This is a genomic window from Paenibacillus oryziterrae (assembly GCF_042610485.1).
Lineage (GTDB): Bacteria > Bacillota > Bacilli > Paenibacillales > Paenibacillaceae > Paenibacillus_AQ.
In genome coordinates, this window is sequence record NZ_JBGJZO010000008.1 from 133,773 (window position 1) to 145,721 (window position 11,949).

Here is an 11,949-nt window from a genome sequence, read left to right on the forward strand (position 1 = left end):
GAAGCTTATGCTATCAAAACTTTTAGGAGGTAAAGTGCGATGAAAAAGGTCAAAAAGGTTATTATCCCCGCAGCCGGGCTAGGAACGCGCTTTCTTCCCGCAACTAAAGCAATGCCTAAGGAAATGCTGCCGATTATCAATAAGCCTACGATTCAATACATCGTGGAAGAAGCGATTGCTTCCGGTATCGAGGACATCATTATTGTTACCGGTAAAGGAAAACGGGCGATTGAGGATCATTTCGATAATGCCTTTGAACTGGAATCGCGCCTCTTGGAGGATGGGAAGCTGGAGCTGCTGAAAGAAGTGCAGCGTTCATCCAAGGTCGAGATTCATTACATCCGGCAAAAGGAACCGAAAGGACTGGGCCACGCGGTTTGGTGCGCCAGACGATTTATCGGGGATGAACCCTTTGGCGTAATGCTTGGTGATGATATTGTAACCGGCAATACCCCTTGCCTGAAGCAGTTAATTGAGCAGTATGAGGAAACTCAGAATTCGGTTATCGGTGTTCAGGAAGTTCCCGACGAACTTACCAACCGCTACGGGATTATCGAGCCTGACCTGCAGGACGGCCGGCTGTACCGGGTTAATAATTTTGTCGAGAAACCACCGCTTGGCACGGCTCCTTCCAATCTGGCGATCATGGGACGGTATGTATTCACACCAAAAATCTTCAAGTATCTGGACCTGCAGGAGAAGGGTGCCGGAGGCGAGATTCAACTGACTGACGCGATTCAGAAGCTCAATCAGAGTGAGCGGGTATACGCCTACAACTTCGATGGAACGAGGTACGATGTGGGTGAGCGGCTGGGATATATTTTGACCACGCTTGAATTTGCCTTACAGAGCAAGGATTTAAGATTTCCGGTGATGGACGCGATGGCGGAATACCTGAAGAAGGCGGAGCAACCAATAACGGGTTGAACCAGATTCACTTAATTTTAAGGAGGAATGAGGGGAAATGAGCATGCAAAAACTGCCGGAAGATTATGAGTACGTCCTGCCGAAACTTTACATGCTGCATGCCGAGGAAGGTTCAAAACAAGCGGATGCGTACCTGATGCTGAAACGGATCATTGATGTTGTGTTGTCCGCACTTGGACTCTTCGTGCTGCTGCCCTTATTCGTAGTAATCGCTATTCTGATCAAGCTGGAAGATCCCAAAGGTAAAGTGTTCTTCCGGCAGAACCGTGTGGGCAAGAATGAGAAGATGTTCCCGATGTATAAATTCAGATCGATGGTATCGAATGCCGAAGAGCTGAAGAAAAACCTGCTGGCCCAGAACGAAGTCAGCGGTGCGATGTTTAAGATCAAGAATGACCCCCGGATTACACGGACCGGTAAATTCCTGCGCAAGACAAGCATTGATGAACTGCCTCAGCTATGGAATGTGCTGGTGGGTCATATGAGTCTGGTAGGACCACGACCGCCGCTCCCGGAAGAGGTGGCACAATACACCGAATACGATAAGCAGCGTCTCACGGTAACCCCAGGCTGTACCGGATACTGGCAGGTCAATGCGAGAAATAGTGTCGGGTTCGAGGAAATGGTGCAGCTAGATTTAACCTACATTCAAATCCGCAGCACGATGCTGGATTTGAAGATAATCGCCAAAACAGGCTGGATGCTCCTTGGATCGAAGGACGCTTATTAATTTTATGGGAATTAGGTGAATGCCGATGCGTGAATACGGAGTCGTTCCCAAGCTTTCCATTATCATCTGTACTTACAATCGGGCCGGCTTGCTTAACCAAACGCTGCAGTCCCTGGTGCCGCTGGAGAATCTCGGATTATCCGAAATCATTATCGTGGATAACCGTTCCACGGACCACACGGAAGCTGTGGTCAGAGAATTTATTGCAAGTCATGTAGATGATATCGACGTTCGCTACATTATGGAGCCGGTTCAGGGACTGTCCGCCGCACGGAACACCGGAATTTTGGCCTCCAAGTCACAGCTTATCGCTTTTCTTGATGATGATGCCATCCCTTGCCAAACTTGGATAACCACAATAGTGGATACCTTTACGCAGAGGGAGGAAGTCATGGCAATGGGCGGGAAAATATTCCCGATCTTTGAGAGCAAACGGCCGGAATGGCTGATCAAGCCATTCGAGCTCCCCTACACCATTGTCGATCTGGGCAACAGGATCAAGGAATATCCCGGACGCCTGCATCCCTGCGGAGCCAACATGGCGATGCGTAAAATTGTATTCGACATTAGCCTGTTTCCTCTGGAGCTGGGACGTAAAGGCGAATCCCTGATATCGGGCGAGGAGGCCTGGCTGTTCGGGGAATTACAGAGGCAGGGACACAAGATCTTATATCATCCGCTGATGGCGGTTGACCATTTCGTACCGGCGAGCCGGTTGACGGAAGACTGGATTATGAAACGGTATTACAGCCAAGGGATCTCCAATGCCATGAAACAGGGGGGCCTGAAAGGGAATCTGCTGCTGCTTGCCAAAACAGCTGCCAAGATCATCTATATCCTGGGGGATTCTATTCTCTCGAGAAGCCAGGGGCGCAAGCTTCTGAACCGATGCCGGCTTGAGAGCATCCGTGGAACGCTTTATATGATTTGGAACCGGAAGAGGGAATCCGCAGCGGGGTGAGGAAAAGACATGACTAATTTTCAGTGGGCCTCCAAAATGAACGCTCTGCCGTACGGGATGCTCTTGATTCTGTCCCCTCTGCTTCTAGGAACGGCAGTCATATTTGAGCCTCTGCTTACCGTACTCGCAGTATCCATGGTTATCCTTCTGGCCGTTGCGATTTCACGCCCCGAGCTGATCAGCTACTTCGCACTGCTGACGACGGCGATTTCAATCAATTTTCTCTATCCCGGTAGTTTATTCGGAGTTGAAATCCTGTCACTTTACAAGCTTGTGATCGTAGCGCTCCTGGTTCCATGCATTCTGGTAAGCGGACTGCGGTTCCGGCTTAGCCATCCACTATGGGTAATGGTGGCCTTGGTATTCATTACCTTTGTATTCTCGATATGGCTGCCGCAGATGACTTCGGCCATTGCCATCAAAGCGTTTATCGGGTTGTCGCTGCCTTTTGTTTTTCTCCTGATCAATTGGAAAAAGGAAGTCGCAGAAGTTCATATCCGCTTGATCTGCCTGCTTCCGGCAGTGAGCGTACTGGCTGGGATCCTTCTGCAGGCTGCGCATCTGCACAATCTGCTGGATGTGGAATTTACGGGGGCCGTACGGATACAAGGTGCGAATATTCCGGCTCATCTGGCGATGCTCGCTTTTATCGGGGTCGCAGTATCTTTTATCGAAATCAAGCGAAATCCGCAGTCCCAACGTTTTTATTACATGATGCTGGCCTTGAATTTCCTGATCCTGATCGGAACGGGTACGCGGGGACCGATCTTGGCCCTTGTGCTGATGCTGCTCTACTACTTTTTCGATATCCTCCGCCAATACCTCAAAGGCAAAACGTATTTCCTGATTCCGCTCATCTGCTCGGTTCTGGTTATTTCAGCCGCAGTGTTTATGCAGATGGACAATTTGAAGAAACGTTCCTTTGAACGATCAACGGAGACGGGCATTGATTTGTCGGGACGGGCGGAAGCCTGGGAGTTTTTTCTGAATAAAGCCTCGGGTTCTCCCTGGACAGGAAGAGGGCTCGGCGCAGTAACGGTAGCGAATGACGGAACGCTGTATAAAGGGTTTGTCGTTCCTCATAACGAGTACATCCGCTTTTATTTCGATGGGGGATACATCGGTGCCATACTACTGCTGCTGTCCCTGCTGGCTGTGTTTATTCTGATTTACAGAGCTTTGGCGCCGCCGGTCAAACCCTATTACGTTCTCTTTATTGCAGCCTTTCTAATCTACTCTTTTTCTGATAATACGCTGTCGACGGTCCAATTCATAATTCCGTTCTGTTGGTACCTGAACTGTCTGTACCGATCTTCACAGCAGGCCGATTCCCCACAAAAAGAAGTGATACGATGAACCAAGTAAATATGTTCGATGTCAATTTCGATAACTATGATTTCATGGATCTGCTTGATTACATTGACCGGGCGATTCAGGAAAGAAATCAAACCTATATTCTGACCTGCAATGTCGATCATGTCATCAAGCTCAGGAAAGACAAGGAATTCCAAACCATTTATTCAGAAGCTGGAGCAGTGGTCGCGGATGGGATGCCGCTGATCTGGGCTTCAAGGATGCTTGGCAAACCACTGAAGCAGAAAGTATCCGGTGCTGACTTGTTCAGCCGTCTGGGCAATGCCTTCGAGCAGAGAAAATACCGGCTGTTCTTTCTGGGTTCAGCAGAGGGTGTACCGGAGAAAGCGACGATGAACCTGAAGGCGGCCTATCCTCAGATCAATGTCGTAGGCTGCTACTCACCATCCTATGGCTTTGAGAACAATGAGGAAGAGAATAAACGGATCATCGAAATGCTTACCGAAAGCCAACCGGATATTGTATTCGTCGGCGTTGGAGCACCCAAACAGGAGAAATGGATCTACCGTCATTACACGTCCTATCAGGCTCCCATATCTATTGGTGTAGGCGCGACGTTTGATTTTCTCTCAGGTTCGGTCAAGCGGGCGCCGGATTTCATGCAGAGAACCGGACTGGAATGGTTTTGGAGGCTTAGCCAGGAACCGGGCCGGCTATGGAAGAGATATCTGGTCGATGATGCCCAGTTCCTGGTTCTGCTGCTCAAGGAGCTGCGCAAGCGGAGGAGGGTATGAACATGCTGAGCCGGGACGGCGAAACACTAACATCCAGGGCAACCCTTAAAACGGCGGGAATTATGGGCATAGGAGTTGCAATCAGCATCCTGCTTCCGCTTATGATCGGGTTCGCCAGTGCAAAGCTCAGTGCTTCGATCAGCCTGCAAGGTGTAGTTTTATCCGGAATTCTGTTTCCCGCCTTCCTGCTCGCATTGCTTAAACCGCGGCTGCTCGTCTCCTACACCCTGCTGGTCTGGGCCATTGCCCCAGAGCTTCGCCGGATTTCCGACTGGACGGAAGGTGTGTATCATTCGGTATCCTTGCTCAGTCTCGCGCCACTGTTGACTGGAGCTACGCTGGCCATACCGGTTCTGCGGGAGATTCACCGGATTAAACGCTCCTGGAGCCGAATTATCCTGCTGTTTGCGGCTGCGTTGGCCTACGGAACCCTGATTGGTCTGGCTAAGAACGGAATGGGCTCGGTATACGATCTGGCCAACTATATCGTTCCGCTGCTGCTTATCCCGTACTTTGCAGTAACGCAATATTCCGCAAAAGATATTGACCGTCTGCTGTATTCATACGCGAACATCGCAGTGCTTGTATCCATATACGGAATTGTTCAATATTTAACGGTTCCGCCATGGGATGCTTTCTGGATGAATCATGCGGATATGATGTCCATTGGAACTCCGTATCCGCTGGAGATCAGAGTGTTCTCCACACTGAATTCACCGGGACCTGCCGCAACCTTCCTGGTCTTCGCGTTAGTGCCTATGATCCTGGAGAAGAAGTGGCAGGGCACGCTGCGCTGGATAGGTGTACTGCTCGTCGTGGTTTGTCTTCTCACCACGCTGGTGCGTTCGGCTTGGCTGGTGCTGCTGGTTATGCTGCTGGTCTACATCGGTTCATCTCCATCTAAAGGTAAATGGAAGACACTGCTCCAAGTTGCATTTGTCGGGTGTGCGCTCTTCTGGATCGTACCTAAACTTCCGGGAGCCGAGGGACTTGTGGCCCGGATGGAGACGCTGACCTCTGTGCAGGAGGATCACTCCTACAATGAACGGCTGGGTTTATGGCAGAACATGCTGCCGATGGTCGCTGCAAACCCCGTAGGTCAAGGGATCGGCAGTGTAGGGCAAGGGACAAAGATTGGTAACGGCGGGGAGCTTGGCGAATACGGAGTCATGGATAACGGCTTCATCGCCCTGCTGCTAACCTTCGGTGTTGCCGGAGCGGTCCTGTTCTTCAGCGGACTGGGTGCAGTCGTTAAACAGATATTTGTCAGAGTGACACGCAAAGACAGCCATCAGCCGTATGCCCGGCTGGCGCTGGCAACCTGGACCGGGGCGATCGCAAGTCTCATTTCAGATAATGGATTTCCCGGACTAAAAGGATACTTAATCTGGATGCTGATAGGCCTTGGCCTCAGCGCCAAAGAGGTTATCGACAGCAGAAAGAAGGGAACCAAACATGCAGCAATTGAACGCAAAATCATTTCCCATTAACTCGGTCTGGTCTTCTCTCCGGCATTTCACCAGAAGCAAGGGCAACAGCTCAGCAGCCGTTAAGACCATGTTCGTCAGCATATTGATTCTTCTGATCAACATGTTGACCGGTGTGCTGACCGCCCGCTATCTTGGTCCGTCAGGCAGGGGCGAGCAGACAGCTATGGCGAACTGGTCACAATTTCTGGCGTTCAGCCTTAGTTTTGGGATTCCTTCGGCGCTGATCTACAATGCCAAGAAGAACCCGGAGGATGCAGGCATCCTCTACCGGATGGCCCTGCTGATTGGATTAGGCTTTGGTGTACTTGCAATGATCATTGGTATTGTGGTTCTGCCTTACTGGCTGAAGTCCTTCAGCCCGGAGGTTGTGCTATTCGCCCAATGGTCGATGATCTTGTGTCCCCTGATCGTTGTGTCGCAGGTCAACAATGCTGCCTTTCAGTTCAGGGGGGATTACAAGAAATTCAACTTTCTCCGGTATTTGATCCCTCTTCTGACACTGGCATTCATCGGGATATTGATCCTGACCGGAACCATTAACCCTTTTACAACCGCACTTGCCTATCTTGTACCTTCGGTGCCGCTCTTTATATGGATGACGATCCTGTTGCTCCGCACCTACAAAGGCAAGATGCACAGTAAATACGTGCAGTTCAAGAAACTCTTTACCTACGGACTTGGTTCCTACGGCAATGATCTTCTCGGCCAGTTCTCCTATTATATCGATCAGATCGTAATTGCCGGGCTCCTGAGACCCGCTGACCTGGGGCTATATGCCGTAGCAGTAAGCCTGTCGCGGATGGTCAATTTTTTCTCAAATTCAATCATCGTGGTACTGTTCCCCAAGGCTTCCGAGCTGTCCAAAGAGGAAGCAATCAGTCTTACGTTCAGAGCTTTTAGGATCAGCACCACCTTCACCCTTCTGGGTTCGCTAGTACTGATGCTCGTTGCACCTTTTGTTATTCCACTGCTGTACGGCAAGGATTTCAATACTGCACTTACTGTCTTCCGGCTTCTGTTGTTAGAAGTAACGATCAGCGGCGGGACCATCATTCTGGCTCAGGCATTCATGGCGCTGGGTAAACCAAAGTTTGTCTCAATTCTTCAAGGAGTTGGCTTGATTCTGGTTATACCGCTGCTGTTCCTGCTGGTTCCGAAGTTTGGTCTTATGGGAGCGGGTATTGCGATGCTGAGCTCATCGGTATTACGGTTCGGATTTATCATTCTGAACATCAGATTTAACCTGAAGGTGAAGATCCCCCGCCTGCTGATTAACAGTCAGGATATAGGATGGATGAAGACGACAATGAATTCCTACATCCGCAAAAAGCCCATGGATGAAAGCCTGTAAGAAATCTGCACAGCCAAAGGAGGGAACATCATGGATTCAGAAACAAGCGTGCTTGGCGGCTCCGGCAGTTACCCGATATCAGTGGTCATCATAGCGCAGGATGACGAGATTCGGATAGCGAATGCGATTCAGTCCTGCAGAGCTTTTGCCGATGAGATTGTGGTTATTGACGGGGGAAGTACAGACGGGACAGTGCAGCTCGCCAAAAGTCTGAATTGCCGGGTATTCGTCAACCCGTGGCCCGGATACGCAAAGCAAAGGGAATACGGGGTGGAACGCGCCGTCCATGACTGGGTCTTTCTGATTGATACTGACGAAGTGGTCAGTGACGAACTGGCTGCGGACCTTCTTGAGCGCAAGCGTGGATTAACGGATATAACGGTTGCCTATTCCCTCTACCGGATTGGTGATTTCCTTGGCAGATGGCTGGACCGCGGTGAATATCTGGTTCGGCTATACAACCGGAGACAATACGGTATCCGCAACAGTCTGGTACATGAAATGCCTGAAGTGGAAGAGGACCGGACGGTACAACTGAAGGGTGTGCTTTGGCATCAGGGCTTCCGCAGCATCAATGATCATGTGGCCCGCTTCAACAAGTACACCGATCTTGAGGCAGAAACCGCTTATGCGAGCGGCAAGCCGTTTCGGATTTCTCATCTGCTGCTCCGGCCGCCTGCGCGTTTTCTGCAGAAATACTTTCTGCATGGCTTATTCAAAAAAGGGTTATCCGGCTTCGCAGTATCTGTCTTCTGGGTGATGTATGAATTCATGGTCGGCTTCAAGCATTATGAGCTTACAAGCAAGAATAGGTTGGCCTCGCATAATGCGGCGGGGCAGGCCAAGAAGGAGAAAGAGGGGGAGAGAAGCTATGCCGTACAGTGACGGAATGAACATTATGACGACTGGGCTAAGCTGGCCGTCCCTCCAGCCAGGCGGACTGAATACGTATTTCAAATCCGTCTGTGAGCAGCTCTCCTTACACAATCGGGTGCACGCGCTGATCTGCAGCCAAGAGACACCATCCACCCCAAAGGAACTGATCATTCACAACGCAGGTGATCCTAAAGACGGAATCTGGAAGCGTAAGGATGCTTTCCAGCGCAAGGCGGCGGATCTGATGGGAGAAGGCAGCGGACGGATTGATATCCTGTATACCCACTTTGCACCCTACGGTATCGGCCCGGCCATGGAAGCCAAGAAACGGGGAATTCCTGTCGTAATGACCTTCCATGGACCCTGGAATGAAGAGATGAAGATCGAAGGCCAAGGCATTAAGCACAGGGTCAAGACAACGATAGCGAAATCGATTGAGCGAAGAGCCTACAAACTGGCGGATAAGTTCATCGTACTCAGTGAAACGTTCCGGGATATTCTGCATGAATTGCATGGAGTACCGCTTCATAAAATTATCGTCATCCCGGGAGCGGCCAACGTGGACAGATTTGTTCCGGCAACCAACCGGCTTGCGATCCGCAGAACGCTGAACCTTCCGGAAGGAGCGACCACCGTACTGACCGTGCGAAGACTGGTCAACCGGATGGGACTACTGCAACTTCTGGAAGCTTGGAAGCAGGTAGCAGAGCGCTTCCCCCATGCGATCCTCCTGATCGGCGGCAAAGGTCCGCTGCGGGGAGAGCTGGAGGAGAAAATCGCTGATTACGGCCTCAGCAATAAAGTGAGACTGCTCGGTTATATTCCGGATCATGAGTTGACAGCGTACTACCAGGCGGCTGACCTCTTCGTGGTTCCGTCGCAGGCGCTTGAAGGATTTGGTCTCATCACCGTTGAGGCTCTCTCCAGTGGACTTCCGGTCATGGCCACACCGGTCGGGGGGAACAAGGAGATCCTGCAAAGCTTTCGTCCGGAGCTTCTGTTCAAGGGTTCTACCAGCGAGGACATCGCTGATGGAGTTATCCATATGCTGAGCAACCGTAAGCTGCTTCCCAGCCGGGAGGAATGCCGGAACCATGTGCTTGAGAGATATACATGGGAGCATGTGGCAGACGGAGTAGAGGCTGTGTTCCGGGAAGCACTCGGAAAGGAGGTGGCGGCAGGATGCTGAGGGTAGCTTATATTGACCACACCGCCAGATGGAGTGGCGGCGAAGTCGCCTTGTTTAACCTATTGACCAACATTGGTGATGAGATTCATCCGCTGGTCATTCTTGCGGAAGAAGGCGTACTGGCGGAACGCTTGCGGGAGAAAGGCATTGATGTCCGCATTATTCCTCTCGATGAAAGTGTACGCTCGCGCGGCCGCAATACCGTTAACCTGGGAGCTCCCGGTGCGGCACTTAAATTGCTCTCTTACGGCCGAAGGCTTGCTCCGCTGCTGAAGGAAGAGCAAGTGGACTGCGTGCACACCAACTCATTAAAGTCTGCGCTATACGGAGCCATTGCCGCAAAAAAAGCGGGAATACCACTCATCTGGCATATCCGTGACCATATCGGAGCTCCTTATTTAAAACCGGTAGTAGCCAAAGCCATCCGGCTCCTATCGCGGCTGTTGCCGAACGGAGTCATTGCCAATTCCCGCTCCACGCTAAATGCACTGGAACTGCCCCGAACCAAAAAAACGCTTGTGGTCTACTCCGCATTCGCTAAAGCCATTGGCGGAGGAATCGGCAGACGGGATCAGCCTGAATTCAATGTATTGCTGGTCGGCAGGCTGGCGCAGTGGAAGGGCCAGCATGTTCTGCTTGAAGCCGCGAAGGAATTCCGGCATGATCCGCGCGTGAAATTCTGGCTGGCCGGGGATGCGCTGTTCGGTGAAGACGAGTACAAGAAAGAACTGATTCAGACGATCGAGAACAATGAATTATCGAATGTGAGCCTTCTGGGACACGTGGATGATATACAAGGACTCATGAACAAAGCTGATTTGCTGATCCACACCTCGATAACACCTGAACCGTTTGGTCAGGTTATTGTTGAAGGCATGGCAGCCGGGCTTCCGGTCATTGCTTCGAATGAGGGTGGACCAGTCGAAATTGTGGTGCCGGGTGAGACGGGATTGCTGATTCAGCCGGGTGACCCCGGGCTGCTCGCAGAATCCATACGCTGGATGCTGGATCACCCTGAGGAGAGAAGAAGGATGGCCGACAATGGTGTGAAGCGGGTGAAGGAGCATTTTGTAATAGAGAATACGGTCAGGGACATCGTCGATTACTACAAGGGCTTGCTGGCTGGTATCTGACTATTTCGGTCACTGGCAAGAGCTTCCCTATTCCGTTTGAATAACGATGCTGCTGCTCCATAAAACTTTGAGGATGATTCACATGAAAATTGCGATAGCGCACGATTACTTAATCCAAATGGGCGGAGCGGAAAGAGTGGTGGAGGTCTTCCACCATATGTACCCGGAAGCTCCAATCTTCACAACCGTTTTTAACGGCAGCGGCCTGACTGATAATCTCAAAGATGCGGATATCCGGACCTCCTGGCTGCAAAAGGTACCGGGCGTGAAGACCAATTTCAAAGGGATGCTGCCGCTTTATCCGATGGCTATCCGTGACTTGGACTTTCGAGGTTATGACATCGTGTTGAGCTCCAGCAGTGCTTTTATGAAAAGCATCCAAGTTCCTGAGTCTACCTTTCACCTCTGCTACTGCCACACTCCAATGAGGTTCGCATGGGACTATGACACCTACATGGAACGGCAGTCCAACTCGGGGTTGTTCAAAAGACTGCTGAAAATCTATATGCAGCAGCTTAAGAACTGGGATCAGCGGACTTCCAAGAATGTGAACCAGTTCGTGGCCAATTCCTCCGTGGTGAAGACAAGGATCCGGAATTATTATCACCGGGACGCCGATATTATTTTTCCGCCGATCAACACGGCACGATTTACCAGTTCAGCCTCCATTGGTGATTACTACCTGATCGTCTCCAGGCTCGTTTCTTACAAAAGAATTGACCTGGCAGTAGAAGCCTTTAACCGCAACGGTCTGAAGCTCTACATTGTCGGTGATGGTCCGGACCGCAAGCGCCTGGAAGGTATGGCTAAAGGGAATGTGTCCTTCCTGGGCAGGCTGGAGGATGAACAGGTTACTGGGCTTATGGCACAGTGCCGGGCCCTTATTTTCCCCGGTGAAGAGGATTTCGGCATCACTCCACTGGAGGCGAATGCGGCGGGAAGACCAGTCATCGCTTATCAGGCCGGCGGAGCGTTAGATACCATTATTCCTTACGTCAACGGTGTTTTTTTTGAACATCAGGAGGTTGACGATCTACTGGAAGCCATCAAGCGAGTGGAGTCTTACTCGTGGGACATTGGCCAAATTACACGTCATGCGCAAAAATTCGATGAGCAGTCGTTCATGATCAATTTCAAGCAATATGTCGAACAGGCATACGTTAACTTTCTAAAAGGAGGATGAG

The 11,949-nt window shown here is 50.9% G+C and carries 11 protein-coding genes; all 11 read left to right on the forward strand.

Going from position 1 to position 11,949, the window contains the following annotated elements; translation table 11 throughout:
* Positions 1 to 39: 39 nt before the first annotated feature.
* The 11 genes from galU (at position 40) to ACAN55_RS11440 (ending at position 11,948) form a co-directional block, all read left to right on the forward strand.
* The gene (gene galU / locus ACAN55_RS11390; protein ID WP_379132268.1) at positions 40 to 927 is read left to right on the forward strand and encodes a UTP--glucose-1-phosphate uridylyltransferase GalU; all 888 of its coding nucleotides are present in this window, start codon (positions 40 to 42) and stop codon (positions 925 to 927) included.
* Between the two features lie 91 nt (positions 928 to 1,018).
* Complete coding sequence (locus tag ACAN55_RS11395) at positions 1,019 to 1,657, forward strand: sugar transferase (protein WP_379132424.1); 639 nt, start codon at positions 1,019 to 1,021, stop codon at positions 1,655 to 1,657.
* Between the two features lie 19 nt (positions 1,658 to 1,676).
* Entirely contained in the window at positions 1,677 to 2,618 is a 942-nt protein-coding gene (locus ACAN55_RS11400; protein WP_379132270.1) for a glycosyltransferase, read from the forward strand.
* A gap of 9 nt (positions 2,619 to 2,627) precedes the next feature.
* A complete protein-coding gene (locus tag ACAN55_RS11405) occupies positions 2,628 to 3,974 on the forward strand; it encodes an O-antigen ligase family protein (RefSeq protein ID WP_379132273.1) in 1,347 nt (448 codons plus the stop codon).
* Positions 3,971 to 4,726 carry a WecB/TagA/CpsF family glycosyltransferase gene (locus tag ACAN55_RS11410; protein WP_379132276.1) on the forward strand — a complete coding sequence of 252 codons (756 nt, stop codon included), beginning with the start codon at positions 3,971 to 3,973 and terminating at the stop codon, positions 4,724 to 4,726. The genes ACAN55_RS11405 and ACAN55_RS11410 overlap by 4 nt, the downstream gene beginning before the upstream one ends.
* A gap of 2 nt (positions 4,727 to 4,728) precedes the next feature.
* Positions 4,729 to 6,216 carry an O-antigen ligase family protein gene (locus ACAN55_RS11415; protein ID WP_379132279.1) on the forward strand — a complete coding sequence of 496 codons (1,488 nt, stop codon included), beginning with the start codon at positions 4,729 to 4,731 and terminating at the stop codon, positions 6,214 to 6,216.
* A complete protein-coding gene (locus ACAN55_RS11420; protein ID WP_379132282.1) occupies positions 6,182 to 7,567 on the forward strand; it encodes a lipopolysaccharide biosynthesis protein in 1,386 nt (461 codons plus the stop codon). The genes ACAN55_RS11415 and ACAN55_RS11420 overlap by 35 nt, the downstream gene beginning before the upstream one ends.
* Before the next feature lie 30 nt (positions 7,568 to 7,597).
* Positions 7,598 to 8,452 (forward strand): glycosyltransferase family 2 protein, encoded by an 855-nt coding sequence (locus tag ACAN55_RS11425; protein WP_379132285.1) that lies wholly within the window; start codon positions 7,598 to 7,600, stop codon positions 8,450 to 8,452.
* Positions 8,439 to 9,632: a glycosyltransferase family 4 protein gene (locus tag ACAN55_RS11430; protein WP_379132287.1), complete on the forward strand. Its 1,194-nt coding sequence runs from the start codon at positions 8,439 to 8,441 to the stop codon at positions 9,630 to 9,632. The genes ACAN55_RS11425 and ACAN55_RS11430 overlap by 14 nt, the downstream gene beginning before the upstream one ends.
* A complete protein-coding gene (locus ACAN55_RS11435; protein WP_379132290.1) occupies positions 9,626 to 10,765 on the forward strand; it encodes a glycosyltransferase family 4 protein in 1,140 nt (379 codons plus the stop codon). The genes ACAN55_RS11430 and ACAN55_RS11435 overlap by 7 nt, the downstream gene beginning before the upstream one ends.
* A gap of 82 nt (positions 10,766 to 10,847) precedes the next feature.
* The gene (locus ACAN55_RS11440) at positions 10,848 to 11,948 is read left to right on the forward strand and encodes a glycosyltransferase (protein WP_379132292.1); all 1,101 of its coding nucleotides are present in this window, start codon (positions 10,848 to 10,850) and stop codon (positions 11,946 to 11,948) included.
* Position 11,949 lies beyond the last annotated feature (1 nt).

What these genes read in the sequence shown, in the direction of transcription:
- ACAN55_RS11425 (WP_379132285.1), top strand. Translation starts at nt 7,598, where the DNA reads ATGGATTCAGAAACAAGCGTGCTTGGCGGCTCCGGCAGTTACCCGATA.
- ACAN55_RS11440 (WP_379132292.1), top strand. Translation starts at nt 10,848, where the DNA reads ATGAAAATTGCGATAGCGCACGATTACTTAATCCAAATGGGCGGAGCG.
- ACAN55_RS11400 (WP_379132270.1), top strand. Translation starts at nt 1,677, where the DNA reads ATGCCGATGCGTGAATACGGAGTCGTTCCCAAGCTTTCCATTATCATC.
- ACAN55_RS11405 (WP_379132273.1), top strand. Translation starts at nt 2,628, where the DNA reads ATGACTAATTTTCAGTGGGCCTCCAAAATGAACGCTCTGCCGTACGGG.
- ACAN55_RS11410 (WP_379132276.1), top strand. Translation starts at nt 3,971, where the DNA reads ATGAACCAAGTAAATATGTTCGATGTCAATTTCGATAACTATGATTTC.
- ACAN55_RS11415 (WP_379132279.1), top strand. Translation starts at nt 4,729, where the DNA reads ATGCTGAGCCGGGACGGCGAAACACTAACATCCAGGGCAACCCTTAAA.
- ACAN55_RS11435 (WP_379132290.1), top strand. Translation starts at nt 9,626, where the DNA reads ATGCTGAGGGTAGCTTATATTGACCACACCGCCAGATGGAGTGGCGGC.
- ACAN55_RS11395 (WP_379132424.1), top strand. Translation starts at nt 1,019, where the DNA reads ATGCTGCATGCCGAGGAAGGTTCAAAACAAGCGGATGCGTACCTGATG.
- galU (WP_379132268.1), top strand. Translation starts at nt 40, where the DNA reads ATGAAAAAGGTCAAAAAGGTTATTATCCCCGCAGCCGGGCTAGGAACG.
- ACAN55_RS11430 (WP_379132287.1), top strand. Translation starts at nt 8,439, where the DNA reads ATGCCGTACAGTGACGGAATGAACATTATGACGACTGGGCTAAGCTGG.
- ACAN55_RS11420 (WP_379132282.1), top strand. Translation starts at nt 6,182, where the DNA reads ATGCAGCAATTGAACGCAAAATCATTTCCCATTAACTCGGTCTGGTCT.